The organism is Flavihumibacter petaseus NBRC 106054 (genome assembly GCF_000974785.1).
Classification (GTDB): domain Bacteria; phylum Bacteroidota; class Bacteroidia; order Chitinophagales; family Chitinophagaceae; genus Flavihumibacter; species Flavihumibacter petaseus.
In genome coordinates, this window is record NZ_BBWV01000001.1 from 1,554,897 (window position 1) to 1,580,192 (window position 25,296).

At 49.2% G+C, this 25,296-nt stretch carries 22 protein-coding genes; 13 read left to right on the forward strand and 9 right to left on the reverse strand.

Going from position 1 to position 25,296, the window contains the following annotated elements; all coding sequences use genetic code 11:
• Positions 1 to 37 precede the first annotated feature (37 nt).
• The gene (locus FPE01S_RS06495) at positions 38 to 1,177 is read right to left on the reverse strand and encodes a glycosyltransferase family 2 protein (RefSeq protein WP_052955552.1); all 1,140 of its coding nucleotides are present in this window, start codon (positions 1,175 to 1,177) and stop codon (positions 38 to 40) included.
• A gap of 26 nt (positions 1,178 to 1,203) precedes the next feature.
• On the opposite strand from FPE01S_RS06495, the gene FPE01S_RS06500 reads away from it, so the two are divergent.
• The 3 genes from FPE01S_RS06500 to FPE01S_RS06510 are packed head-to-tail and all read left to right on the forward strand — an operon-like array spanning position 1,204 to position 4,567.
• Positions 1,204 to 1,986 carry an inositol monophosphatase family protein gene (locus tag FPE01S_RS06500; RefSeq protein ID WP_046367978.1) on the forward strand — a complete coding sequence of 261 codons (783 nt, stop codon included), beginning with the start codon at positions 1,204 to 1,206 and terminating at the stop codon, positions 1,984 to 1,986.
• A 6-nt stretch (positions 1,987 to 1,992) separates the two neighbouring features.
• Complete coding sequence (gene thiL, locus FPE01S_RS06505) at positions 1,993 to 3,027, forward strand: thiamine-phosphate kinase (RefSeq protein ID WP_046367979.1); 1,035 nt, start codon at positions 1,993 to 1,995, stop codon at positions 3,025 to 3,027.
• 16 nt (positions 3,028 to 3,043) lie between these two features.
• A complete protein-coding gene (locus tag FPE01S_RS06510; protein ID WP_052955553.1) occupies positions 3,044 to 4,567 on the forward strand; it encodes a S41 family peptidase in 1,524 nt (507 codons plus the stop codon).
• Here FPE01S_RS06510 and nagA read toward each other — a convergent pair.
• From nagA to FPE01S_RS06525, 3 genes are read right to left on the reverse strand one after another with little or no spacing between them, the layout of a single operon-like run.
• Positions 4,564 to 5,673 carry an N-acetylglucosamine-6-phosphate deacetylase gene (nagA, locus tag FPE01S_RS06515; RefSeq protein WP_046367980.1) on the reverse strand — a complete coding sequence of 370 codons (1,110 nt, stop codon included), beginning with the start codon at positions 5,671 to 5,673 and terminating at the stop codon, positions 4,564 to 4,566. The genes FPE01S_RS06510 and nagA overlap by 4 nt on opposite strands.
• Complete coding sequence (locus tag FPE01S_RS06520) at positions 5,670 to 6,470, reverse strand: amidohydrolase (protein WP_046367981.1); 801 nt, start codon at positions 6,468 to 6,470, stop codon at positions 5,670 to 5,672. Before FPE01S_RS06520 ends, nagA begins: the two co-directional genes overlap by 4 nt.
• Positions 6,471 to 6,482: 12 nt before the next feature.
• Positions 6,483 to 6,971 (reverse strand): regulatory protein RecX, encoded by a 489-nt coding sequence (locus FPE01S_RS06525; protein WP_046367982.1) that lies wholly within the window; start codon positions 6,969 to 6,971, stop codon positions 6,483 to 6,485.
• 59 nt (positions 6,972 to 7,030) lie between these two features.
• Here FPE01S_RS06525 and dnaN point away from each other — a divergent pair, with 59 nt between their 5' ends.
• Genes dnaN through FPE01S_RS06540 form a run of 3 tightly spaced genes read left to right on the forward strand, consistent with a single transcriptional unit; the run spans position 7,031 to position 9,403 of the window.
• Positions 7,031 to 8,146, forward strand: coding sequence for a DNA polymerase III subunit beta (gene dnaN / locus FPE01S_RS06530; protein ID WP_046367983.1), 1,116 nt, complete (start codon positions 7,031 to 7,033; stop codon positions 8,144 to 8,146).
• A 17-nt stretch (positions 8,147 to 8,163) separates the two neighbouring features.
• Positions 8,164 to 8,574, forward strand: coding sequence for a putative signal transducing protein (locus FPE01S_RS24665; protein WP_052955554.1), 411 nt, complete (start codon positions 8,164 to 8,166; stop codon positions 8,572 to 8,574).
• Positions 8,575 to 8,584: 10 nt separating this feature from the next.
• A complete protein-coding gene (locus FPE01S_RS06540) occupies positions 8,585 to 9,403 on the forward strand; it encodes a sterol desaturase family protein (protein ID WP_046367984.1) in 819 nt (272 codons plus the stop codon).
• On the opposite strand, the gene FPE01S_RS06545 is transcribed toward FPE01S_RS06540, so the two are convergent.
• Positions 9,400 to 9,906: a DUF2480 family protein gene (locus tag FPE01S_RS06545; protein WP_046367985.1), complete on the reverse strand. Its 507-nt coding sequence runs from the start codon at positions 9,904 to 9,906 to the stop codon at positions 9,400 to 9,402. The two genes, FPE01S_RS06540 and FPE01S_RS06545, sit on opposite strands and share 4 nt — an antisense overlap.
• Positions 9,907 to 10,015: 109 nt before the next feature.
• Positions 10,016 to 12,121, reverse strand: coding sequence for a peptidylprolyl isomerase (locus tag FPE01S_RS06550; protein ID WP_046367986.1), 2,106 nt, complete (start codon positions 12,119 to 12,121; stop codon positions 10,016 to 10,018).
• A gap of 535 nt (positions 12,122 to 12,656) precedes the next feature.
• Here FPE01S_RS06550 and nadA point away from each other — a divergent pair.
• From nadA to FPE01S_RS06565, 3 genes are all read left to right on the forward strand, one after another.
• Positions 12,657 to 13,673: a quinolinate synthase NadA gene (gene nadA, locus FPE01S_RS06555; RefSeq protein WP_046367987.1), complete on the forward strand. Its 1,017-nt coding sequence runs from the start codon at positions 12,657 to 12,659 to the stop codon at positions 13,671 to 13,673.
• A 162-nt stretch (positions 13,674 to 13,835) separates the two neighbouring features.
• Complete coding sequence (locus FPE01S_RS06560; protein ID WP_046367988.1) at positions 13,836 to 14,978, forward strand: DEAD/DEAH box helicase; 1,143 nt, start codon at positions 13,836 to 13,838, stop codon at positions 14,976 to 14,978.
• A 59-nt stretch (positions 14,979 to 15,037) separates the two neighbouring features.
• Entirely contained in the window at positions 15,038 to 16,126 is a 1,089-nt protein-coding gene (locus FPE01S_RS06565; RefSeq protein WP_046367989.1) for a lipase family protein, read from the forward strand.
• 23 nt (positions 16,127 to 16,149) lie between these two features.
• Here the strand turns inward: FPE01S_RS06565 and mnmG are convergent, their stop codons facing one another.
• Positions 16,150 to 18,018, reverse strand: coding sequence for a tRNA uridine-5-carboxymethylaminomethyl(34) synthesis enzyme MnmG (mnmG, locus tag FPE01S_RS06570; RefSeq protein WP_046367990.1), 1,869 nt, complete (start codon positions 18,016 to 18,018; stop codon positions 16,150 to 16,152).
• Positions 18,019 to 18,328: 310 nt separating this feature from the next.
• Positions 18,329 to 18,769 carry an rRNA maturation RNase YbeY gene (gene ybeY, locus FPE01S_RS06575; protein ID WP_046367991.1) on the reverse strand — a complete coding sequence of 147 codons (441 nt, stop codon included), beginning with the start codon at positions 18,767 to 18,769 and terminating at the stop codon, positions 18,329 to 18,331.
• Positions 18,770 to 18,798: 29 nt separating this feature from the next.
• On the opposite strand from ybeY, the gene FPE01S_RS06580 reads away from it, so the two are divergent.
• Genes FPE01S_RS06580 through FPE01S_RS06590 form a run of 3 tightly spaced genes read left to right on the forward strand, consistent with a single transcriptional unit; the run spans position 18,799 to position 20,573 of the window.
• Entirely contained in the window at positions 18,799 to 19,062 is a 264-nt protein-coding gene (locus FPE01S_RS06580) for a FeoA family protein (protein WP_046367992.1), read from the forward strand.
• The gene (gene nadD / locus FPE01S_RS06585) at positions 19,059 to 19,625 is read left to right on the forward strand and encodes a nicotinate (nicotinamide) nucleotide adenylyltransferase (RefSeq protein WP_046367993.1); all 567 of its coding nucleotides are present in this window, start codon (positions 19,059 to 19,061) and stop codon (positions 19,623 to 19,625) included. The genes FPE01S_RS06580 and nadD overlap by 4 nt, the downstream gene beginning before the upstream one ends.
• Before the next feature lie 21 nt (positions 19,626 to 19,646).
• Positions 19,647 to 20,573 (forward strand): serine hydrolase, encoded by a 927-nt coding sequence (locus FPE01S_RS06590; protein WP_046367994.1) that lies wholly within the window; start codon positions 19,647 to 19,649, stop codon positions 20,571 to 20,573.
• A gap of 21 nt (positions 20,574 to 20,594) precedes the next feature.
• On the opposite strand, the gene dgt is transcribed toward FPE01S_RS06590, so the two are convergent.
• A complete protein-coding gene (gene dgt / locus FPE01S_RS06595; protein ID WP_046368728.1) occupies positions 20,595 to 21,971 on the reverse strand; it encodes a dGTP triphosphohydrolase in 1,377 nt (458 codons plus the stop codon).
• 41 nt (positions 21,972 to 22,012) lie between these two features.
• Here dgt and FPE01S_RS06600 point away from each other — a divergent pair, with 41 nt between their 5' ends.
• Positions 22,013 to 25,291 carry a UvrD-helicase domain-containing protein gene (locus FPE01S_RS06600; protein ID WP_046367995.1) on the forward strand — a complete coding sequence of 1,093 codons (3,279 nt, stop codon included), beginning with the start codon at positions 22,013 to 22,015 and terminating at the stop codon, positions 25,289 to 25,291.
• The last annotated feature ends 5 nt before the right edge of the window (positions 25,292 to 25,296 follow it).

Sequence of the window (25,296 nt, forward strand, 5' to 3'; positions counted from 1 at the left end):
AAAGGCAAAAATACTCAATAGGTTACCAATATCGCAATTATGGGGATACTACTACCGGGTTTTTTAACTTAATGTGATTGGCGGTATCTGCAGGATGGCCACTGCCGCCGATCAGGTAACGGGTACCCTGCTGACAGATCCACACATATTCGTGTACATACGGACCAGCCGATAAAAAATCTTCTACCCCATAACCGGTTCCCAACGCTACAACCAGGTGCCGGGCTGCCCTGCGGTCATCTGCCGGCTCCCAGGTATCCGGAAGGAGTTGCGGCAATTCTTCCATGACGGCAAGATCCCCTTCAAGCCAGCAGGTACCCGATAAATGTCCCGTCAACTGCTGACCTTTCTTCCTGTTACCGGAAAAAAAGATCACCGGGTAAAGCGACATCCGCGTAAACCAGGCACTTCGGGGAAAATACTTCTGTGCAAAAAGCACCATTGCCTGGTAAAAGTGCTTCCTGCTCCGCGGGCTGGATACGGCACTTTCTCCCTTAAAATGTATCAGACCCGGTTGCGGCAGGTAATAATTCTTCCTGCCTTGCAATTGAATCCGCCAGCTGAGATCGATATCTTCCCCGTAAAGAAAAAACCGTTCATCAAAGCCTCCTGTCTTTTCATACACCGCCCTGGAAAATGCCATGAACGCGCCGCTCAATACCGGCGCCTGCTGCAGCAACCTGGGATCCGTATCGCCCAGGTAATACCGGTTGATCCGGGGATGTCGCGGAAACAACCGGGTAAGTCCGCTCAGTTTAAACAGGGAAGTGAGCGGATCCGGAAAGCCCCGTTTTGATTCAGCCAGGAAATTTCCTTTGCCATCCGCCATATACATCCCCACGCCTCCTGCATCCGGATGATCAGCGAGGAACTGAAGCAACTCCCTGATACCGGTAGCCGGTAAAAGCGTATCCGGATTCAGCAACAGCAGGTATTTACCCCTCGACAGGGCCAGGGCCTGGTTATTGGCATGCCCGAATCCGGCATTATGGCTGTTCTGCACAAACCGCACAGCAGGAAACCGTAAAGGAAGGTATTCCATACTGTCATCTTCCGATCCGTTATCCACCACCAATACTTCCATTTCTATTCCTTCACCTGCACGCTGAACAGTCAGCAGGCATTGCTCGAGATATGGCGCAACATTATAATTGACAATGATAACGGACAGGAGCATGAATCGAATTTATTTAGCTTTGCGGCATGATCAAAGAAACGCTTTTAAATGCGACGAATGCGGGAGCTGCGGTTTTAAAGTCTTTTTTCAACAGAAAAGACCTGAGCATTTCCAACAAGGAAGGCATAAACAACCTTGTCACAGAAGCGGATCATGCTGCAGAAAAAGCAATCATCGAAGTTATTCGTGCGGCTTTTCCGGATCACTATCTCCTCACGGAAGAAAGCGGTGAACATGCTACGGGTTCCAATTTCAAATGGATCATCGATCCGATCGACGGAACCGTCAATTTTGCCAATGGCATTCCCATCTGTTGCGTAAGCATCGGCGTGGAAAAAGACGGCAAAATGCTGATGGGTGCTGTTTATAATCCCCTCATGGGAGAATTCTTTTTTGCAGAAGCCGGCAAAGGCGCCTTTCTGAATGACGCCCCCATCGCTGTCAGCAATAAGCGGGAGGTCATTTCCAGTTGCCTCGTAACCGGTTTCCCCTATACTTACCTTGATTCGCCCAACGGACCGCTTGATTGCTTCGAACGCTTTATACGCAGCGGCGTTCCCGTGAGAAGACTGGGTTCCGCAGCGATCGATCTTTGCTGGGTGGCATCCGGTCGTTTCGATGGATTCTACGAACACCTGTTACAACCCTGGGATAGCTCAGCGGGATTCCTGATGGTGCTGGAAGCCGGGGGCAACGTAACTGATTTTAAAGGTGCCCCTTATAGCCCCTACCAGCCGCACCTGCTGGCAACTAACGGCCACATACATACTGAAATGCTTCGCTGGATCAACGGCGAAACAGAAAAATAAGTCACAATGGATAGCAGAACAGAAATTTCCTCCCTCGGAGAGTTTGGCCTTATCGACCACCTCACCGCCAATATTGAATTCCAGAACGCGTCTTCGATACTCGGAGTTGGAGATGACGCAGCCATTGTTGATCATTTCGGCCGGCAGACCGTCGTGAGCACCGACATGCTGGTGGAAGGCGTTCACTTTGACCTGATGTACACCCCACTCAAGCACCTGGGTTATAAAAGTGTTGTGGTCAACCTGAGCGACATTTATGCCATGAACGCCACACCAACGCAGATCACCATGAGCATCGCCGTCAGCAATAAATTCAGTGTGGAAGCACTGGATGAATTTTATGAAGGGGTGTATGCAGCCTGCGAACGCTATCAGGTAGACCTGATCGGCGGTGACACCTGCACTTCCCGCACAGGGTTTGTCATCAGCGTTACCGCACTCGGTGAAGTAGCACCCGGCAGTTTTGTGCAGCGCTCCGGTGCACGGAAGGGAGACCTGATCTGCGTAAGTGGCGATCTTGGTGGTGCATTTCTCGGTCTCACGTTGCTGGAAAGGGAAAAGAAAATCTTTCTGGAACATCCTGCAGTTCAGCCGGATCTCGAAAATGAACAGTATGTGGTAGGACGTCTGTTGAAACCGGAGGCAAGGCAGGACATAATCCGGTTTTTTGAACTACAGCAGTTTCTACCCACTTCCATGATGGATATCAGCGACGGCCTTAGCTCAGAACTGTTGCATATCACGTCAAAAAGTGCACTCGGTTGTATCATTTACGAAGAAAAGCTTCCTGTTCATGAAGACGCCAGGCAGGCAGCCTTCAAATTCGGACTGGACCCGACAGCCTGTGCTTTGAGCGGCGGTGAAGATTATGAACTGTTGTTTACCATCCGCCAGGAAGACCATGATAAAATCGTGCTGAACGAACAGATCAGTGTGATCGGCTATATGACAGAACCCGAAAAAGGTTGTCATATTTATACAAAGGGTGGTAATCAGTTCAGGATCACTGCCCAGGGATGGAACGCATTTAAAGAACAGTAGCACTTATCTTTATAGGATGTTGCTATTGAGAACCGTCAACCGTCCGTTCATGTGGCTGCTGCTGCTGGTCCTCTTTGTCTGCAGCTGCGCCAGCAACCGAACGGCCTTTGATCCCGCCAGGAAATATGCTCCGGCAGAATTGCAGCGTGACTATACACTGTTCCGCAACATCCTGGAAGAATCTCACCCAAGTGTTACCTGGTACACCTCTCCCGATAGCATGGCCTGGTATTTCGACTGGGGCTACCGGCAGCTTGCTGACTCCCTGAATGAAAGACAATTTCGCGCAATCCTCACTTATGTTATCTCTAAAATCAGGTGCGGACATACCAGTACACGATTCTCGAAAAAATACCTTCATTACCTCGACACAGCCAACCTGAATTATTTTCCGCTGTCGATCAAGATCCTTGAAAACGATACCGTGTTGCTAAGCAATAACCTCCAAAGAGCCAACCAGGTACTCCCGCGCGGAACCATGCTTACTTCCCTGAATGGTATCCCTATCAACAATTTCACAGACAGCCTCAGTAAATTCATTCCCAATGATGGTTACAATGCATCGTACCTGCGTCAGGCACTCAGCAACCGCGGTGCATTCGGCGCATGGATCAGGCTGGTCGAGGGATTTCAACCCGCCTATACACTGGGTTATCTCGATAGTACGCAGCAGGAAAAACTATTGGCATTCCGGCTGATGGAACCACCCAAAAAAGACAGCACCAAACGGAATGTAATTCCGCAGATCAAAGAAAAACTGAAACGAAGGGAAAGAAAAGAAGAGCGCCTTTTCGCAGCACGATCCATCCAGATCGATACCGGCTTATCCACCGCTTACATGACGGTGAATACGTTCAACAACGGCAACCAGCTGCATCCTTTTTTCCGCAACAGTTTCCATGAGTTGAATAAACTGAATATCCGTCACCTCGTCATTGACATACGGGGCAATGGCGGTGGTAATGTAAACCATTCCACCTTTCTGACCCGGCTGCTGATTGACCAGAAATTTAAGCTGGCCGACTCCCTGTATGCCGTCTCCAGGAAAAGCAAATACGGCAAGTATATTCAATACCGTTCGTTCTCCGGCTTGTTTCTTTCCATCATCACCCACCGCGATAAGAATGGCCGGTATCATTTTGGATATTACGAGCGGCATAAATTTAAACCGAGACGAAAAGATCATTTTGATGGAAACGTATACGTCCTGATGGGTCCGAATTCTTTTTCGGCTGCGGTATTGTTTGCCCAGGCAATGAAAGGACAGTCCAACGTCATGCTGATCGGTGAAGAAACGGGAGGCGCTGCCTATGGCAATACTGCCTGGTTCATCCCCAACGTGACGTTACCGGAAACAGGCGTGCGCTTCCGGTTACCAAAATTCCGGTTGGTAATTGATAAGAACCGCCCGAAAGACGGACGGGGCGTACTACCGGATTTGGAGGTCAGGACCACCCGTGACATGTTCATCACGAACCGGGATGGTAAAGTGGAACTCGTGCGGGAGCTCATTGAAAAACATCAGCCCAAAACGCCTTAGGGCAAAGTCACCAGCCTGCAACCACCGCCCGCATCCAGCACGCAACAGGTGGACTGGTATCCATCGGCGATCTTCCCCCATAGATGATCCATTCCAAGCGCGCGTGCCGGGTAGAGTGCCGCCATGCGAAGTGCTTCATCTTCGTTTATACCTACCTGTTGAATGCAAAACTGCACCGCCTTGTGCATGGACAACGCCGACCCTGACAGTGTTCCGTCAGGCAGGCAATACCGGTCACCAACCAGTTCATGGCGATAACTACCGGTCTTGTTTTCGGTTACGGCATCCGTTATAAGGAAGAGTCTTTGCCCCATAATCTTTTTTGCAATGCGTATAGCAGCTGCATCAACATGGTATCCGTCGGCAACGATACTGGCCATGACGCTTCCATGATCCATGGCTGCGCCAACAAGTCCCGGTGCCCGGTGCTGAAGACCGGACATTGCATTGTACAAATGGGTGACCAGCGGAATCCCGGCATTGAAATGAGCCATGGCTGCCTCATAGGTGATATTACTGTGCCCGGCTGAAAGCAATATGCCTTTACTTTTCAAAAAATCCAGTACCTCGCCACCAAAACATTCCGGTGCGATGGTCATTATTTTCACCACATCGATATTCCCATCCAGCAGCGCGCCTATCGCCTCAACCGAAGGTTGTTGCAGGAATTGCAGATCATGGGCACCGCGTTTTTCGCGGTTCAGGAAGGGACCTTCCAGGTGCAGCCCGACCACACCTGCACCGCCACCGGCCCAATAGTCGCGCACCGCTTTGATCGCTGCTAAAGCTACAGCATTATCATTCGTCGCAACCGTGGGCAGGATCATCGCCGCACCACCCCTTCTTGCACTGGTTACAGTGGCCTGAAGCGCTTCCACGGAAGGAAGCTCGCCGAATAGTTTTCCATCTCCACCGTACAATTGAATGTCGATGAACGCCGGAACAAGTTTACCGCCATCAAGATCAATAGTGGTAACCGGATGCTGGCTGCCGGGCTGCTCAGTGCTGAACTGTTGAATGACGCCGTTCTGCGTGGTAAGGGTCACTGAATTCAACCAATGCTCGCCCGTAAATATTTGTCCGTTGACGATATGGACCTGATTCATGCGGGATCGTTTAAAAGGGTAAACGGATCTGCGTCCCTTAGAAAGGGCAACCTGGAGCGGCATTCGTCCAACTGGTAGTTTTCGAGAAGTATCGTGTTGCTTTGCGGCTCGTGCTCGTGGTGATAAAGTGTTTCGCCCATGGGACTGACCACCATGCTGTTGCCACTATGGTAAATGCCATTTCCATCGGTTCCTACGCGGTTAACCCCCACTACAAAACATTGATTTTCTATCGCCCGCGCCGTCAGCAGGGTCTTCCAGGCATGGTTGCGGCGCTCCGGCCAGTTGGCCACATAAACCAGGATATCATATTCCGGTCTTTCCTTGGTCGATTGCTGGCGCGCCCAGACGGGGAACCGCAGGTCATAACAGATCTGTAGATTGATCCGCCAACCCTTTACGGAGGCAATAAACCGGTTCCTGCCGGGCGAATAATGCTGATCTTCTCCGGCAAATCCGAACAAATGGCGCTTATCATAATAACCCAGCGTTCCTGTCGGTAACATCCATATCAGCCGGTTGAAAAAATGGTCGCCTTCCCGGATGATCAGGCTTCCGGTCAGGATAATGTGGTGGGCAGCTGCCGTCTGGCGCATCCATTCCACCGTTGGGCCATCCATAGTCTCTGAAAGCTCGGGGGCATGCATACTGAAACCGGTGGAAAACATTTCCGGCAGGATAACAACTTCTTTTTTCCCGGGAGTACCTTCAATCGCCGCCTCCAACCGCCGCAGATTGGTTGGTTTATCTTCCCAGGCCAGGTCTGCCTGGATAGTGGTTACCAATAAATTCGACATACCCGAAGGTAATCAATCAACAGAAGCCTGATCCTGCGTCCTGGCAATAATCTCACGGATCTCGCTCCAGTCGAACCCTTTATACAACAAATAATCCTGTACTTTTTTGATACGAACCAGCGGCTGCTCGCCGGCCAGCTGCTCCCATTTTGACCGGGTTATTTTTTCCAGTGTTTTCCGGTAGTCTTCGGGTGAAATCGCCTGGATGGCTTTCCGGATGCAATAGTCGCTGATCTGCCTTTGCTGCAGCTCACGGGTAATTCGGTTATACCCCCATGATTTCATCCGGAATTTGCCGCCGGCAAACTGGAGGGCAAATCGCTCCTCATTGAGGTAATCCTCGTCGATCAGGGTGGCTATCGCATTTTCTACTTCTGCCTGGCGTAAGCCGTATTCATACAGCTTTTGCCGCAGTTCCTGGTGGCAACGCTCCTGGTACGCGCAATAATGACGGGCTTTTTGCAGCGCCTGATCGGGTGTCAACTGCTTTGATCTCAGCATGCTGCAAATTTGCAGCAAAAGCATTAGTTTCGTCCCATTCTTAACTGTTTTACCGCTTTATGAAGTTCATCGTTTCCTCTTCGGCCTTATTGAAGCAATTGCAGCAGATCAGTGGTGTTATCAACGCCAATACTGTGCTGCCGATTCTGGAAGACTTTCTTTTCGAAATCGACAAAAACAAACTGAATGTTGTTGCCACCGACCTGGAAACTGTGATGCGCGTCCAGATGGACATAGAAGCGAAAGACAGCGGCAGGGTATGTATTCCCGCCAAGATCCTGATCGATTCCCTCAAGAATATCCCTGACCAGCCGCTGACTTTCAATATTGACAAGAACTTCGGTATCGAGATCACCAGCGATAATGGTAAGTATAAGGTGATGGGTGAAAACCCCGATAATTTCCCCAAGGAACCGGCAGCTGATGATACCACTTCTTTTGAAATGACCAGCAGCGCACTGGTAACCGGCATCAACAAGACCCTCTTTGCCGTAAGCAGTGATGATCTTCGTCCCGCGATGACTGGTGTATTCTTTGAACTCGATAAAAACTATATCCAGTTCGTGGCCACCGATGCCCATCGCCTGGTACGCTACAAGCGCACAGATGTAAAATGTCCCAAGTCAGATAATTTCATCGTTCCCAAAAAACCCCTGAATATCCTGAAGTCTGCGCTTCCGGATAACGACGACACGATCACCGTTAGTTACAACAGCAACCACCTGTTTGTAACCCACGGCAATGCACAGATGAGTTGCCGCCTGATCGATGCCCGCTTCCCCGATTATAAAGTGGTGATCCCGGCTGACAACCCGTACAAAATGCTGGTGGGTAAAGCTGATTTCCAGGGCGCACTCAGAAGGGTGAGCGTTTTCAGTAACAAAAGCACCAACCAGGTAGTACTGACCATTTCCGGCAGTGAACTGCAACTGGCTGCCCAGGATATCGACTTCAGCTTCGAAGGAACAGAAAGAATGAAATGCCAGTACGATGGAGAAGATCTTTCCATTGCTTTCAATGCACGTTTCCTGATTGAAATGCTGCATGCTGCCGAAAGTGATGAAGTTCGCATGGAGTTGTCCACCCCAACAAAAGCGGGACTGATCAAACCCACTGAGGCAGATGAAAACGAAGAACTGCTGATGCTGGTGATGCCACTGATGCTGAATGCCTGATCTGATGCTGCGTTTGCATGGAGTTCCGTGTGGTCAGAACATATGACAATTACATAGAAGCAAATCTCCAGCTCAATTTGCTGAAGGATCATCATATCAATTGTTATCTACGCGACGAATACACAGTAACAATTGATCCCCTGCTCAGCCCGGCCATCGGTGGTATGAAACTGATGGTCAGCGAAGCAGACTGGGGCAGGGCAATCGAACTGCTCGAAATCACTGAAAACGAATACCTGCGGACGGTGCAGTGCCCCAAATGCGGCGCCACCACTATTGAAAAGATCATTACCGTTAAGGAGGATCGTCGAAAATGGGTACAGGTATTCCGCCGCTTTTTAGGCAATCCGCCGGCTGAACTCAGCATCGCTTATCGATGCGCTACCTGTAATTCCACATTTACCGGTAATCCTCCCGAATTTTCCTAACTTACTGAGCATGGATAAATTCACGGCATACTGGTCACACATTTCATCAGGAGACCGTATCCTCATCCTGATGGGCGGAATGATTTTTTTCTGGCTCCTGGAAGGCTACTATCCGTTATTCCGTTTCTCTTTTAAAAGGTGGAAACATGCCGGCGTCAACCTGATTTTTCTGGGTACCACCCTGGCACTGAACCTGATCTTCGGATTGGTGACGATCAAAGTCTGCCTCTTTGTTGAGGCGCATCAATTCGGCCTGCTGTACTGGCTGGGTTTACCCACCATCTGGAGCTGGCTGATCGGCATGCTGTTCATGGATTTCTTCGGACAATACCTGCCGCACTGGCTGATGCATCACATCAAATTCATGTGGAAATTTCACATGGTTCATCACAGTGACACCAAGGTGGATGTAACCACCGGCACCCGCCATCACCCGGGAGAATGGCTGTTCCGCGAAACCAGTACGATCATCGGGATCCTGCTGATCGGCGTTCCGGTGGGATTGTATTTTCTTTACAGAAGCTGTGCAGCACTCTTCACACATTTCAACCATGCCAACATCCGGGTTCCGCCGGCGATCGACCGGCCCATCAGCTGGATCTTTGTCAGTCCCAATATGCACAAGGCCCATCACCACTATCAACGCCCGCTGACAGACACCAACTACAGCAACATATTTTCTTTGTGGGACCGGCTCTTTGGAACATTTGCCTACGAAGATCCACGCAACCTGCGTTATGGCCTTGATGTGCTGGATGACACCACAGATGAAAAAGTCGGGTACCAGTTTAAAATACCTTTCGACTCCAGCATCAAAACCGACTACTAACGCTTTTTGTATACCGGAACCGTACTGCAGGGTTCACCATACATAATGGTTTTGGCGACCGGCCGGAGCAGCCGGGTGATCTCCAGGTAAGCAAAATCACCGATGGGCGTTTCTCCGCAACCTTTTACCACTACCCTTTTATCAGCAAACTGCTGGGGATCGATCTGGCGCAGTGCCGCCAGGAAAAGCTGTTTATGCATTTCATCCGCTGTTCCGAGATATACATCGATGGCAAATGGCTCAAGGTAACTGGCCACCAGCATGTAGGCCCATACGGGGATGATAGCATCAGCAGTGCAGGTCACGGCAACAGGTACACCTTTGTAAACCTCCCAATCCACTCCTTTCAGTGCTTCACGGAAATCCTTCTCCTTCAGAATAAGCTCCATGAACAGATAGGGCTTGAGATCGAAAGTGACAATGTTGCCGACAGGCAGATATGCTTCCAGGTCCAGGGTGATCAACCCGCTTTCTGCCACTTTATTCACCAGGATATCTGCCATTTGCTTTTTTTTAGATAACAGTTATGCGCGGGTAAAGTTAACCAAAAAAGAAAAAAGCGGTTCCCGTTGGAAACCGCCCTTTCTGTATCTGGTGGGAATGCTCTGATACTCAGAGTAATTTTCCCCTTTCGTCTTTAACATCTGCGTTCTTCTTCAGCGCTTCTACAGAACGGTATCCCGCCATCTGGCGCACCTGCAGCATCATCGCCTTTCGCTGATCTTCAATATTTACACCACCGTCAGGCAATGCACTCACATTATCAGTTTTGATCACGAAAACGCCCATATTTCCCGCGATCGGTGCAGAAATCTTAGCCGAATTGGCTTTGTCGAAGGAAGCACCGACAACTTTTTGCTCTTGTCCTACACCCGGAACAAACGGTGCCGCGAAACGGATGGTATCAGCACGTTGTACTGCAGTCTGGTTAGCAGTCGCAATGGCATCCAGCGTTGTTGCATTTCCGATTTTTTTGGTGATCATAGCCGCTTTCTTTTCATTGCGCAGCAGGAACTCCACTTGTGGTCTTGCTTTTGACGCTGACATCACACCTTCTTTATTGATCTCCGTTACCATTGCTACAACATATTTGTCGTCGATGGAGAACGGCTCGGAAACATCACCAACTTTGGCTTCGTTGATCCAGCGAACAAGCTGACGGTTTGCACCCAGTCCGGTAATGTTAATATCGTTGGGTTTGATGTCAGCTGCCTGCAGTTTGTTCAGCTTTAGTTTGGATACAGCCTCGTCAAATGCTTTTGCATTGCGGTTCTCGCCGGCGAACTGGTTAGCAGCGCCGCTGGCCGTATTCTCCGTTTCAACGCTGGGGTTGATCGCACGGCTCAGGTAAGCTACCTGGTAAGCGGGCTCAAAATTCTTCTGGCTGAGGATTTCTATATAATGGTAGCCGAAATCTGTTTTTACGATTTTTTTATCGCCCACGTTGCCGTAGAAAATCATCTCTGCATATTCCGGAGCCAGGTTGCTGAACTGAAGTGAGCTCCAGTCATATTCACCACCTTTTTCCTTGCTGCCCTGGTCATCACTGTATTTCAGGGCAAGTGCTGCAAAATCAGCGCCGCCACGGATCGCCTGCTCAATGCTGTCAATACGCACTTTGGCAATGCTGTCCGGAGTCTGGGGATTGATCAGGATATGGCGTGCCTTCACACTGTCTGGCATATTCCTTTTGGAGATCATTTTTGCAATCACAAAATTGCCACCGTCCAGGTAGGGACCGAAAGTGCCGCCTTCAGGAAGATTACGGATGGTATCGGCGTTGGGTACCTGCAGTTTTGATTTCAGCACATAGCCTTTCGTGAATTTTACTTCACTGCTGTTGCGTACGAGGAAAGCAGCCGGATCATTGGTTGCGGAAAATTCACTGTGCAGGTTTTCCACAGCTGCTTTGGTCGCTGCTGTATCAGCTGCACTCGGTGCAGCACTGAAACTAACGTAACTGATGCTTCTGCTGGCATCCTGCTTGAACTGGTCTTTGTTTTTATCCATGTATTGCTGGATATCACCATCGGTTACTTTAACCTCCGCAATGCTGTCACTCACGGTGGCATAAGGAATGGCTACAAAGTTTACGGCAGCAATTTCGGTGTTGTCGGCATTTTGCTTTTCAGCCATCCATCTGGGCACATAGTAAGTGTTGCTGACAAGCGAAATATATTTTTCACGCAACCTGTTGTCCATGAGGAACGGCAGGTAGACATTGCCGAAATTTTCAGCCATCGGGCTGTTTTGTTTTCTCAGATTCGCAATGGCTGCTCTTGCTGCGTTAGCATCATATATGCCATCTTTTGTAGTGAATTGCTGGCGGAGATCCTGCGGCGGGTTGGCACCGAACAGGATATCATCCAGTTCTTTTGGTGTCACCGCGAGACCGAGTTTACGATATTGCTCTTTCAGCACGTTTTCTTCAACGAATTGATTCCATACCTGCTCCTGCACGGTCTGACGCATCATTTCATTCATCGGGTAACCACTCTGCTTATATTGCTCTTCAGTCTGGTTGACACGTGTCTGATAAGTTTTATAGTCGAGGTCTTCACCATTGATAGATCCGATTTTGTCTCTGTTACCGCTGAAAAGTCCATGGCCGCTTTTTCCTACGAATGCGTCCATTAACAGGAATCCGACAAGACTCAGCGCAATGATGCCAAATACGAGCCATGCTGCCTTCTCCCTGATGTTCTGAATGATCGACATGATGCTAGTTGATTATTATATTATAGGGTTTTTCAAAAAATGAGAAGCGAAAATAAGGAAAAACGCCATATGAACAAATTGTGGAAAAGGCCTGAAATACAGTACAAATCAGCATTTCAGGCAATATGTGGGATGCGTTTTTCTTTCCGTGGAACCTGTTTTAACATCCGGTGTGGATGATCGTGTTTTTTCGTGGATAAACCCCGTTTACCACCTCCGCCGACTGTCTGTAATTTTAGGAAAAGTACCGGAGGATGGGTAAAGCGATCAGGGGGGTAGGTAAAACCCCTCCTTTTTTAACGGCCAATCAACATAGGGAGCCTGGAATTGTTTTACAGTGAATGACTATTCCACAGCTGTTGAAAAACAAGGCAGTTCCGCAAGGGCACAGTATTTTGAATGGGGAATTTATGTGGATTACTGTTCATAAGCTGCTAATTTTGATATTTCCAAGCTATAATAAATTTCTTATCCCCATATCCACAGCCCTAATAGTAATAGGTATTTTATAAAATAATGTATTATAGTATTTATTATGAGCGATATCAACATAGCTGAAGCGAAGATCAATTTGGAAAAAAAAGGTTTCCTGGATCTCGGGATTGACCCGACCATGGATGTATTTGCCGAGATCGAGCGGTTGAAAAAAGAAAAAAATGCCATTGTGCTGGCGCACTATTACCAGGAGCCGGATATCCAGGACGTGGCCGATTATATTGGGGATAGTCTTGGTCTTGCACAGCAGGCCGAGAAAACCCAGGCGGATATTATTGTTTTTGCCGGTGTGCATTTTATGGCAGAAACTGCGAAAATCCTGAATCCTTCGAAAAAGGTTTTGCTGCCAGACCTGAAAGCGGGTTGTTCACTGGCTGATTCTGCGCCCGCAGATCTTTTCAGGAAGTTTAAGGAGAAGCATCCGGATCACCTCGTTGTGTCTTACATCAATTGCACGGCAGATATTAAAGCTTTAAGTGATATTATTTGTACGAGCAGCAATGCGGAAAAAATAATTGAAAGCATTCCGGTTGATCAGCCCATCCTCTTTGCACCAGACAAGAATCTTGGCGCTTACCTGAATAAGAAAACCGGGCGCAATATGTTGTTGTGGAACGGTGCCTGTATGGTTCATGAGATTTTCAGCCTGGAGAAAATTACCAAACTGAAAACCCGGCACCCCAATGCCAAACTGATCGCACACCCTGAATGTGAAGATCCGCTGTTGCGGATGGCGGATTACATCGGGAGCACAACTCAACTGCTGAAATATACCCAGCAGGACAATGGTTCGGAATATATTGTGGCAACTGAAACAGGCATTTTGCACCAGATGCAGAAGGCCAGCCCGGAAAAGCATTTTATACCCGCGCCACCGGACAATAGTTGCGCGTGCAATGATTGTCCCCACATGAAGCTCAATACGCTCGAGAAGCTGTATTTATGCATGGAATACGAGGCACCTGAGATCCTGATGGAGGAGCAACTCAGGCTCGCTGCCAAAAAGCCGATTGACAGGATGTTGGAGATCAGTCGTGCTGCCGGGCTAATTGGATAACTAATATTTTAATTATCAAGCAGTTATAAGTATATCTTTGTTTTAACAGGGATATTATGCAAAATTGAGATAGCTTTGCAATTCAATTTTTTATGTCCGTCCGTGGTGTTATACTGATTTGCAGTTTTCGTTTGGACGGCGATTTCAATTAAAACTTAAGGTTTGATATTTTCAGATTTAGCGGTCATAGAGCCGATTCTTAAGGCTTTGACCGATACAGGATATTCACAGCCTACCCCCATCCAGGAAAAAGCGATCCCCGTAGTATTACAGGGAAAGGATTTATTGGCTTGTGCCCAGACAGGTACAGGCAAGACAGCTGGTTTCGCGATTCCACTGTTGCAATTGTTGCAGGCAGACCGGGAAGCAGGAATCCGCAATAACGGAATTCAGGTGTTGGTATTAACGCCCACGAGAGAGTTGGCTATTCAGGTAGAAGAAAGTTTCCGGGTTTACGGAAAGTATCTGCAGTTCAGCAGCATGACTATTTTTGGTGGTGTGTCAGCAGTACCCCAGGTACAGGCACTGCGGAAAGGAATTGATATTCTGATCGCAACGCCGGGCAGGTTACTGGACCTGGCTGCCCAGGGTGAGATCCGGCTCGATAAGCTGCGATACTTTGTTCTTGATGAAGCAGACAGGATGCTTGACATGGGATTTGTACACGATGTAAGAAAGGTGCTGAAAATGCTGCCTGCGAAAAGGCAGTCTTTGTTCTTCTCTGCCACCATGCCAGCAGAGATCCGTCAGCTCGCCGATTCAATTTTGTATAAGCCGCAACAAGTAGCAGTGGCACCGGTGTCATCAACTGCAGAAACCATCGATCAGGTAATTTTTCATGTGTCGAAAGAGGAGAAAAGAAATCTGTTGCTGGAGTTGTTGAAAGATAAATCAATTAACCCGGTGCTGATCTTTACCCGGACAAAGTACGGTGCAGATAAGGTGGCGAAATTCCTCAAGAAGACAGGTATTACTGCAGCAGCTATTCATGGTGACAAGTCACAGGGGCAGCGGCAGCAGGCACTTGGACAATTCAAGGAAGGAAAGCTGAGGGTGTTGGTGGCAACCGATATTGCTGCAAGGGGCATTGATATCGATGACCTCGCCTGGGTAATCAATTTCGAAATTCCAAATGTTCCCGAAACTTATGTACATCGTATCGGCCGTACAGGTCGGGCCGGTGCTTCCGGAACAGCAGTTTCTTTCTGTGACCAGGAAGAAAGAGCATATGTAAAAGCTATTGAAAAACTTACGGGCGTCAGAATACCCGTTAGGCAAATTGAACTGAGCGCTACCGCAGTTTAATACGATACTTAGCAGCGTAACATAGGAATCCTTCTTAAATTGTATAATAAATTTATATAATGGGAAGGATTCTTCTTTTGTATGTGTGCTTATGGTTTAGTTCATTTGGTTATTGCCAGGAACTGGCTCCTGGATTTGATGCGTCCGAATACCTTGAGTTAATTCAATTGGGTAAACAGCAGTATTTCAGCGATCAGCATTTGTTGGATTCGTTGACGTCTGCCGGTAAGTTCAAAAAAGTATACGCTTCTCCTGAGATGGGTTTGAAGAATCAATGGGATTACTGGGAGAGGGATGGTTCAGTCGGGATTGTAGTGATCCGCGGTACAGTAAGTGATCCGGCAAGCTGGTTAGAGAACCTGTATGCTGCGTCTGTGCCCGCGAAGGGTAGTCTGCAGATTAATGATTCTACCAGGTTTGATTATACACTTGCTGCCAATGCCAAGGCTAAAGTTCATGTGGGCTGGACGTTCGGATTGGCACACCTGATGCCGGATATTGTGAAACAATTGAAAGCAGCCTACGCGAGAGGAGTCCATTCTTTTATCCTCTTTGGGCACAGCCAGGGTGCGGCAATAACCTATCTCGTAAGATCATACCTGGAATATTCACAGGAGCTTCCATCCGGATTAGTGTACAAGACTTATTGCAGCGCACCGCCGAAACCCGGTAATATTTATTACGCCAACGATTTCGATTTTGTCACGCGGAATGGCTGGGCGCTTAGAGTAGTGAACAGCGAAGACTGGGTGCCGGAAACGCCTTTTACCATTCAGACTTTGAAAGATATGAATGAAGTGAATCCATTCGGGAATGTGGACGCGGTCTTTGGAAAACAGAAATGGCCGGTCCGCTGGTTCCTGAAAAGCAAGTACAGGAAAATGGATAAGGTGACCAGGAAAGCAGAAAAGACTTATCGCAAAACACTCGGAAATCTTTTGTACAGCAGGGTAAAGGTCGCTGCTCCCGGATTCAAAGAGCCGGAATACAGTCATTCGATGCAGTATATGACAGCCGGGTTACCCATAGTTCTTGCGGCAGACAGCAGTTACCAGCAACATTTTCCCTTTGATGGAAAGAATGTATTCGTGCACCACAACCTGGGACCATACGAATATCTGGTCAGGTTGTACTATCCGGTTAAATAATTGATTTACAATTAATAGTAGGTTTACCTGCCCATATACACCATCAGGATCTGAACGTCAGAGGGATTAATACCACTGATCCGGCTAGCCTGACCGAGAGTTCTCGGTCTGATCCGTTTAAGTTTCTCCCTGGCTTCATTGCTGATGGAATTCAAACGGGAATAGTCGAATGATTCCGGGATTTCGAGGTTATCCATCTGGGACATCCTGTCTACCAGTTCTTTTTCTTTCTCGATATAGATATCGTATTTGAGTTGGATCTCGGCTTGTTCCAGTGATGCTTTAGGGAAGTTTTCGAATGCTTCCTGAAGTGCAGGGGTATGATCAACCAGGCTGGACAGACCAATGTTTGGACGCAGGAGTAATTGCGCTGCTTTCTGTTTCTGGGTAAGCGGAGCGGAACCTATTGAATGTAGATACGAATTGATGCCCGAAGGCTCAAGGGAAATTTCTTGAAGGACTTTTTTCGCTTCAGCCGTTTTTTCATTTTTCCGTGTTACCAGGTCCATGCGTTCCTGGCTGGCCAGACCCATACGGTAGCTTTTTTCTGTGAGCCGGATATCAGCATTGTCCTGGCGCAGGAGTGTTCTGAATTCTGCCCGGCTGGTGAACATGCGATAGGGTTCTTCGGTTCCCTTACTGATCAGGTCGTCGATCAGTACCCCGATATAGGCTTCACTTCTTTTAAGAATGAAAGGATCTTTTTCATTGGATTTAAGGTGAGCATTGATCCCGGCCATGAGTCCCTGGCAGGCAGCTTCTTCATAACCGGTGGTGCCGTTGATTTGTCCTGCGAAAAATAGATTCTGGATCCTTTTAGTCTCTAATGAATAGGTGAGTTGCGTCGGTGGGAAGAAATCATATTCAATAGCATACCCGGGACGGAACATCTTGGCGTTTTCAAATCCGGGAATGGTTTGAAGGGCTTTATATTGAACGTCTTCCGGCAAGGAGGTGCTGAAACCGTTTACGTAGATTTCAACAGTGTTCCATCCTTCAGGTTCAACAAAGATCTGGTGCCTTTCCCGGTCAGCGAAACGGTTGATCTTGTCTTCGATGCTCGGACAGTACCTTGGACCCACCCCTTCAATTCTGCCGGTGTACATGGGACTGCGATCAAAACCTGTCTTCAGGATTTCATGGGTGAGGTTGCTGGTGTAGCTGATAAAACAACTCCGCTGTTCAGAAGCTTTGATGGTGGGAGGTTTCAGGTAAGAAAACCCGGTAAGAAGATCATCCCCCTTTTGTTCTTCCATTTTGGAGTAGTCGAGGCTTCTGCCGTCAATCCGGGGAGGAGTTCCGGTTTTGAGGCGGTCAGCTTCAAAACCCAGTTCAACCAGTTGTTCGGTGATTCCGGAAGCTGCTTTTTCTGCAACCCTTCCCCCGCCAAAACGTTTCTCACCGATATGGATCACTCCGTTCAGAAAGGTCCCGCTGGTAACTACGACGGATTTGGTAGGAATTTCATGCCCCAACCCGGTAATTACACCACAAGCGCGGTTGTCCTTGATGATCAATCCCTTTACCATATCCTGGTAAAAGTCCACATTGGGGGTTTGTTCCAGCATTTCCCGCCAGGTAGCAGCAAAGAGCATACGGTCATTCTGAGCTCTTGGACTCCACATGGCTGGACCTTTGGAAAGATTCAGCATCCTGAACTGGATCATGCTTTTATCCGTTACGATACCAGAATAGCCACCCAGCGCATCGATTTCCCGCACGATCTGGCCTTTGGCAATACCACCCATAGCCGGATTACAGCTCATTTGAGCGATGGTTTGCATATTCATGGTAACGAGCAATACCTTGCTGCCCATATTGGCAGCTGCCGCTGCAGCTTCACAGCCAGCATGACCGGCACCAACAACAATTACATCATATTCTGGGAACATCCGATTGAATTAGATGCAAAATTACAAAGATGAAAGCAGCTTGTAGTAGAAGGAATATTTAAAAGGAATTGGACATGCCAGTCCACATCGTTGAAAGAATATGTTCCACGTGGAACCAATTTCAATATTCCCCAGACCAACTCATCAAACCTCCAAATTTTAAATATTTCGTTGCGCCTTTGCTCCTAGGCGTGCTTTGCGGGAAAAAATACACCTGCGTGAAAAGCGCAGCGCCTTCAGGTCAAACCACCTCCTGCGAGAAACAGATTATTACACAACACCTGCGTGAAATCGTTCCACGTGGAACACCTCAACGCGTGAAATACGCATTCAGGTACTTGTCTTCCATCTCCCGCATCTTTTCCTGTTCAGCCTTTGATTTGTCCCGGTAGCCACACAAATGGAGCGCCCCATGAAAGATAACCCGGTGTAATTCCCGGTAAAATGGTTCTCCATGGGTAATGGCATTGTCCTTTACCCGGGTAATGCTGATATAGATCTCCCCTGTAACAGGAGACCCCTTTTCTGAAAGGCCAAAGGTCACGATGTCTGTATAATAGTCGTGCTTGAGGAAATCACGGTTGATATTGAGCAGGTATTCGTCGTCGCAAAAGATATAGGTGAGATTGTCCAGGGGAGTTTTTTCCTTTTTGAAGAGGCTCGTGATAAACCTTTTGCACGCATTCCGGTTATCAAACGAAAAGGCGCTCTCGAGGTAGTGAAACTGAATAATATCGCTAGTTTTGCTCATTATTGTTCAAAAATCGCAAAAGAATCCCAATGGCAGAAAAAGGTGCAGAAAAGGTAGTGGTAAAACGGCTCTCTGATATCGCCATCGGAAGGACCGTGGTGATCAAGAGTTTTGAGAACAATGAGATCTTTTTGAAACTGATGGAAATGGGCTGCGTCCCCGGCGAAAAGATCAGGATCGAACAAGTCGCCCCCCTCGGGGATCCGATTGCCATTACAGTTTCCGGGTATAACCTGAGCCTCAGGCTCGATGAAGCCATGAATATCTTTGTTGAAGAGCACATCACTGTATGAGAATTGGCCTCTATTTCGGCTCTTTCAATCCTATCCACAACGGGCACTGCATTATTGCTAACCATATGCTGGCTTTCACCACCCTCCAGCAAGTCTGGTTTGTTATCAGTCCCCAGAACCCTTTCAAGCCGTCAGCCGGTCTCCTGAACGAATATGACCGTCTCCACCTGGTGAAACTTGCCATTGAAGGCACTGAAGGATTGAAAGCATCTGATATTGAATTTCAACTGTCCCGCCCCTCCTACACCATCGATACCCTGACCTACCTGTCTGAAAAATTCCCCCGGCATACTTTCAGTATTATCATGGGCAGCGACGGCTACCAGAATATTGAACGATGGAAGAACGCAGCCGTATTGTTGGACCGCTACGACATTTACGTGTATGAACGACCAGGCTTCCCGGTAACTTCTCCCTTTCCCCGCACGACTATGGTCAAAGCCCCCATGCTCGATATTTCCGCAACACATATCCGCGAAATGATCAAATCCGGAAAAGATATCCGTTTTTTGGTACCTGATCGTGTGCGGGAAGATATTGAACGCAACGGATACTATCAGTAATCCTCAAATAATCAATATTTTATGCGTGCAGTCACCTGCCTGATTTCCTGTCTGTTATGCTGTACAATCGTTGCCGCGCAGCCTGCGGACAAAAAACTGGAAGCCCGGATCAGACCCCTCCTGGAAAATTTTCCTGGCGACGCCGGGATCTATGTAAAAAACCTGCGATCGGGGAAAACAGTCAATATTGCTGCCGACACGGTTTTCCCAACCGCTTCCATGATCAAAATCCCGATCCTCCTGGGCATCATGAAGAAACTGGAAAAGGGCGAACTCTACTACCACCAGCAGCTGGTATACAAAGACTCCCTGCTTTATGAAGGCGAAGACTTACTGGGTTCCTTCAAATCCGGCGAAAAGATTGAACTGTCCAAACTCCTGCTGCTGATGGCTTCTATGAGCGATAACACCGCCAGCCTCTGGCTCCAGTCCCTTGCCGGCGGTGGTATCAGGATCAACCAGTTACTCGACAGCCTCGGATTCGTATCTACCCGCATGAATAGCAGGACCACGGGCCGGGAAGCATTCAGAAACATTTACGGATGGGGACAAACCTCTCCCAAAGAAATGAGCGCCCTTCTTGAAAGAATTTATCGCGACGCGCTGGTAAACGATACGCTGAAGGATCGCATGCTGCGGACCCTATCCCGCAATTACTGGGATGAAGAAGCATTGTCACAGATCCCTCCGGAAATCCAGACCTTTTCTAAAAACGGCGCAGTGGATGCATCCCGCAGCGAGACCGTGTTGGTCATGGCACCCCATGGCCCCTACCTGTTCACCGTAATGACGAAAAACCTTTCCGATACCACCTGGCAGAGCAACAATCCTGGCTGGATCCTCGCCCGGAAACTGTCCCGCCTCTTGTGGGAATACTTCGAACCCGGTTACCAGTGGTCCCCTGTAATGGAAGTTACCGGCAACCCACGCACTGACCGGCACGACTAGACACCGGTCACAGCAGGTAAATCAGGTATGGGTGGGAAGCGAAATGCCCCGCAGGTTTTTATACAACTCCATCGCATAGGAGTCGGTCATCCCCGCAATAAAATCAATCACAGACAACACACGATCATACGCAGACTGTTCCTCTTCCCGATATTGGAGCGGCAACAGTTTCAACACCTTTTTCTCTTTGTGTGACGGCTGCCCCTTCAACACAGCAGGTATAAACGCTGTCAGCAGCGATCGCATCACTTCATATCCCGCCAACTCAATCTTTACCACCGTTTCGTGATTGTATATTTTGGATACAGTTACCTCATTGATATCGCTCAAAGCCTTTGCTGTAGCAGGATTCAGACCATCTATCAATGATCGGTTGTAGATGCCTGTTAGTAAGTCATTCCTCCTTTCAATAAAAACCTCCGAACAACTCACGGTCAGGAAATTAATAGCCTTTGCCCTGAGATAAGCCAGCTGCTCCCGGGGATCCTGTTGTAACTCATTCAGCGTCCGGTGTACACGATCCATATTCTCCGTTGCAGAGGTTTCCAGCAACTGCAGCAACAGATGGATCGCTGTTCCGCTGTCAATGATCCCCAAACGATGGGCATCTTCCCAGTCGATAATCCGGTAACAGATATCATCAGCCGCTTCCACCAGCCATACAAAAGGATGCCGCTGAAAGACCAGCGGGGATTCGGAAAGTACATTGAGTTGAAGCTTACCCGCAATCTCCCGGTACGCTTCTTTCTCTTTCTGGAAAAAACCGAACTTTTTCGTCAGCAATGATTTCCCATCCATCGCTGTAGATTCACAGGGATATTTTGCAATGGCTGCAAGGGTCGTATAGGTTAACTGGAAGCCTCCCTTCTGCCGGTTCGCATAATGATGCGTCAGGATCCTGAGCGCATTGGCGTTGCCTTCAAAATGCGTCAGGTCACTCCACTCAGCCGCAGAGAAATATTCCTGAAGGGACTGGCCTCCTATTGAAGCAGCAGCCTCTTCCTGGAAGTAGGCGGAGATCGCCGCTTCCCCTGAATGCCCGAAACTGGGATTGCCGATATCGTGTGCGAGACAGGCAGCAGCCACCACACTGGAAAGATCAGAAAGATAAAACCGCTGCGCCTCAGGATGCAGTTCCGGCGTTAATACCTCCAGCAACCGCTCTCCCACGATCTTGCCCAACGACCTGCCCACACTGGCCACCTCCAGGGAATGCGTCAGCCGGTTATGCACCAGGACCGGTCCCGGTAAAGGGAAAACCTGGGTTTTGTCCTGCAACCGACGAAAAGCTGCTGAAAAGATCAGCCTGTCAAAATCCCTTTCATAGGGCGTTCTTGGTGTGGCAGAAATTATGCCCTGACCAAATCTTCCGTGCGAGAAACAACTGTTCCAATCCATGTTTTTGATTCTGCCGTCAAAGAAACGACATTTGATCATCCATGCTATCGAAACCGCTTCATATCTACAGGGCTTCCGCCGGCTCGGGCAAAACCTTCTTACTCGCATCGCAATATCTCAGGCTGTTGTTTACGCAGCCACAGAAATTCCGGGAAATCCTCGCGGTAACCTTTACGAATAAGGCTACCGAAGAAATGAAAGAGAGAATATTGGGCGAACTGGAAAAGATCGCTGAGGGCAAGCCAACGCCCTACCGGGCAATTATCCAGGCTGCCTCACCCCGCCTGCAGGGCGATCAGCTCGACCTCGCCGCACAACGTATCTACCGTTCCATCCTGCACGATTATTCCAGGTTCTCCGTGGGTACCATCGACAGTTTCGTGCAGCAGGTGATCCGGGCCTTTGCTTTCGAAATCGGACTGGATTCGGGCTATGCACTCGAGCTGAACAGTGAACTGGTCAAAACGGACCTCGCAGAACGACTGTTTCGGTTACTCGATACCGATAGTGCATTACGGTCATGGATAACCGACCTGGTATACGACCGCCTCGCCGATGGCCAGAGCTGGGATTTCCGCCAGGCCATGCTTCAACTCGCAGACGAGATCTTCAAGGAGCGATTCGCCTTTTTCGAAGACAATATGCGGGCACTGGAAGATCCCGACAAGTCATTCCAGCAACTGCGTAATAACCTGGTGCAGCGGATCCAGCCCTTCGAAGGAAAACTCCTGCTGTTGGCCAGCCAGGCATTGGAATGTATTCAATCCGCCTCACTGGAACCCGACGATTTCCGCAACGGTAAAAGAGGCTTCACCGCCAACCTGCTGAAGATCCACGAACGCCGGGAATTCGGCGCAACAGATAAACTCCGCAAAGCGGCCGGCAATATCAATGAGTGGATCACCAAATCAATGGACACTGAAAAAAAGTCCGCCATTGAACAGCTGTTCCCGCAACTCGATCCGCTGCTGCAACAGATGATTGAATTTTATGATGCGAACCGCGTCGACTATTATACCGCTCTTTCCGTCTACCGCAACCTGTATAACCTTAACCTGCTGCGCGTACTCGCGGCACAACTCGCTAATTACCGCCGGGAGAACAGGGTATTGCTCATCGGCGACACGCACCTCCTGTTAAGAGAATTGGTTCGCGAAAACGACACCCCATTCATCTTTGAGAAAACTGGCAGCCGCTACCAGCACTTCCTGATCGATGAATTCCAGGATACCAGCACCATCCAATGGGAAAACTTCCGGCCCCTGCTGGAACAAACCATTGCCACCGGGCAGTACAATCTCCTGGTGGGCGATGTTAAACAGGCCATCTACCGCTGGCGAAACGGCGACTGGCGCCTGTTGCTGAAAACCGTCAAAGAACAGCTGGGAGATGCCGTGGTGGAAGAAGGCCGGTTGCAGGACAATTACCGTAGCCGTAAAGAAATCATCAGTTTCAACAATTACATTTTCCGCGAAGCACCCCTCCTCCTGCAACAGCAATTCAACCAGGAGATGGCAGAGATACCGGACCAGAACATTTTCAGCAAACTGGAATCGGAAGGATATTTCTCCATGATCTCGGATGCCTATGCAGACAGCAACCAGGACATGCCCGCAGGGGTTCGTGGTGGCGGCAGTATCGAACTCGAACTGTTTGAAAGACCCGAGCCCCGCAGCTCGCGCTCCTGGTGGGAATCTGCAGCTGGCGTACTACCCGTCACCATCGAAAGACTGATCCGGGAAGAACAATATTCGCCAGGAGGCATTGCCATCCTCACCCGCAACAACCAGGATGCAAGAACTGTGATCGACGAACTGTTGCATTACCAGGACGCTGCGCCGGATCACCTGCGTTATCCAATAGTGTCCGCAGATGCATTGCTGATCAACAACGCACCCATCGTTCAGCTCCTGGTAGCGGCCATCAGCTGTCTCAATGATCCGTCTGACCAGGTCAGCAGGGCAACCCTGGTACAGGCCAACGCGATCCGGCTGAAACAGCAGCTGGATGATCCGGTATTATACAGCGCTTCGAAAGAAACCGCTTTCGCACAGCTGCCGGATCATTTCAGCAACCGCTTTGAAAACCTCCGGCGCATGTCACTCTATGATTGCGTAGAAGCCCTGATCGTGATTTTTTCCCTCGACACCTGGGAAGCAGAACAGCCCTATCTCCTGCATTTCCGCGACCTGATCAACGCCTTTGCCAATAAAGGCAAAACCACGCTGAAATCGTTTGTATCCTGGTGGGCGGATGAAGGTGACCGCCAGGCGCTTCCTGCTGCAGGTGGCGGCAATGCGGTGCAGGTGATGACCATTCACAAATCCAAGGGCCTGGCCTTTGATGCCGTCATCCTTCCCTTCGCAGACTGGGAATTCAAAAGTGAAAAAGGAAATATCTGGTGCGCATTGGATCCCGCCATCGCGGGTATCACCTGGGTACCCGTAAAACTGTCGCAACAACTGCGCGAAACAGCGTTTGCATTTGACTATTTTGAAGAAACCCTCTTCAACCTGATGGATGCCCTGAACCTCCTCTATGTTGCACTCACCAGGGCAAGAAAAAAACTCGTGATGTTCGGACCCATGCCTTCCAAAAGCACCCTGGAAAATGATACGGTGAAAACAGTGGCCGACCTGATGTACCAGTTGCTCCACCCCGCCGCCAACAAGCCGGTTGCGGCAGAATGGCAACAATTCTGGCAGGCAACCCGCTTTCATCTTCATGGCGAAGCCACCAGTGAAACCATCCACAGTGAGCACAGGGAACAACCCGCCAGGCTCCCGGCTTCGTCAAGACGGCAGCAGCCATCCTGGCTCAGGGCAGCAGAAAAGGACCGGCCCCAGGCGACCACTTCAACACAACAGGAATGGGGCAGCCTCTTGCACCTGGCGCTATCCCGCATCGATAGCAAACAACAGATCGATCAGCAGTTGCAAAGGCTGTTGCTCGAAGGAAAACTGCTCGGGTCACAATTGCCCGAACTCCGCTCCGGCATCATGGAGGTTTTGAACGTTCCGGAACTGGCACAATGGTACAGCGGCGGATATGAAGCGATGAGTGAAAGGCCCATCCTGTTGCAGGGCGGCGCCGTCCGACGGCCGGATAAAATATTCATCGGTAAGGAAGAAACGATCCTGGTCGATTTCAAATTCACCCAAAGCCTCCAGCCCTCGCATGCCGCGCAGTTGCAGCAATACCGGCAACTCCTGGAACAGATGGGTTACAGAAATGTAAAAGCCTACCTGTACTACGGTCAGCAACAACAACTCGTACCCCTTGCCAGCCTTCCCGGCAGACAGGGTAATCTGTTTAACTGAAATCG

Excerpts from the sequence above, each read along its gene's own strand:
- FPE01S_RS06495 (WP_052955552.1), bottom strand. The coding sequence starts at position 1,177 with ATGCTCCTGTCCGTTATCATTGTCAATTATAATGTTGCGCCATATCTC.
- FPE01S_RS06500 (WP_046367978.1), top strand. The coding sequence starts at position 1,204 with ATGATCAAAGAAACGCTTTTAAATGCGACGAATGCGGGAGCTGCGGTT.
- thiL (WP_046367979.1), top strand. The coding sequence starts at position 1,993 with ATGGATAGCAGAACAGAAATTTCCTCCCTCGGAGAGTTTGGCCTTATC.
- FPE01S_RS06510 (WP_052955553.1), top strand. The coding sequence starts at position 3,044 with ATGTTGCTATTGAGAACCGTCAACCGTCCGTTCATGTGGCTGCTGCTG.
- nagA (WP_046367980.1), bottom strand. The coding sequence starts at position 5,673 with ATGAATCAGGTCCATATCGTCAACGGACAAATATTTACGGGCGAGCAT.
- FPE01S_RS06520 (WP_046367981.1), bottom strand. The coding sequence starts at position 6,470 with ATGTCGAATTTATTGGTAACCACTATCCAGGCAGACCTGGCCTGGGAA.
- FPE01S_RS06525 (WP_046367982.1), bottom strand. The coding sequence starts at position 6,971 with ATGCTGAGATCAAAGCAGTTGACACCCGATCAGGCGCTGCAAAAAGCC.
- dnaN (WP_046367983.1), top strand. The coding sequence starts at position 7,031 with ATGAAGTTCATCGTTTCCTCTTCGGCCTTATTGAAGCAATTGCAGCAG.
- FPE01S_RS24665 (WP_052955554.1), top strand. The coding sequence starts at position 8,164 with ATGGAGTTCCGTGTGGTCAGAACATATGACAATTACATAGAAGCAAAT.
- FPE01S_RS06540 (WP_046367984.1), top strand. The coding sequence starts at position 8,585 with ATGGATAAATTCACGGCATACTGGTCACACATTTCATCAGGAGACCGT.
- FPE01S_RS06545 (WP_046367985.1), bottom strand. The coding sequence starts at position 9,906 with ATGGCAGATATCCTGGTGAATAAAGTGGCAGAAAGCGGGTTGATCACC.
- FPE01S_RS06550 (WP_046367986.1), bottom strand. The coding sequence starts at position 12,121 with ATGTCGATCATTCAGAACATCAGGGAGAAGGCAGCATGGCTCGTATTT.
- nadA (WP_046367987.1), top strand. The coding sequence starts at position 12,657 with ATGAGCGATATCAACATAGCTGAAGCGAAGATCAATTTGGAAAAAAAA.
- FPE01S_RS06565 (WP_046367989.1), top strand. The coding sequence starts at position 15,038 with ATGGGAAGGATTCTTCTTTTGTATGTGTGCTTATGGTTTAGTTCATTT.
- mnmG (WP_046367990.1), bottom strand. The coding sequence starts at position 18,018 with ATGTTCCCAGAATATGATGTAATTGTTGTTGGTGCCGGTCATGCTGGC.
- ybeY (WP_046367991.1), bottom strand. The coding sequence starts at position 18,769 with ATGAGCAAAACTAGCGATATTATTCAGTTTCACTACCTCGAGAGCGCC.
- FPE01S_RS06580 (WP_046367992.1), top strand. The coding sequence starts at position 18,799 with ATGGCAGAAAAAGGTGCAGAAAAGGTAGTGGTAAAACGGCTCTCTGAT.
- nadD (WP_046367993.1), top strand. The coding sequence starts at position 19,059 with ATGAGAATTGGCCTCTATTTCGGCTCTTTCAATCCTATCCACAACGGG.
- FPE01S_RS06590 (WP_046367994.1), top strand. The coding sequence starts at position 19,647 with ATGCGTGCAGTCACCTGCCTGATTTCCTGTCTGTTATGCTGTACAATC.
- dgt (WP_046368728.1), bottom strand. The coding sequence starts at position 21,971 with ATGGATTGGAACAGTTGTTTCTCGCACGGAAGATTTGGTCAGGGCATA.
- FPE01S_RS06600 (WP_046367995.1), top strand. The coding sequence starts at position 22,013 with ATGCTATCGAAACCGCTTCATATCTACAGGGCTTCCGCCGGCTCGGGC.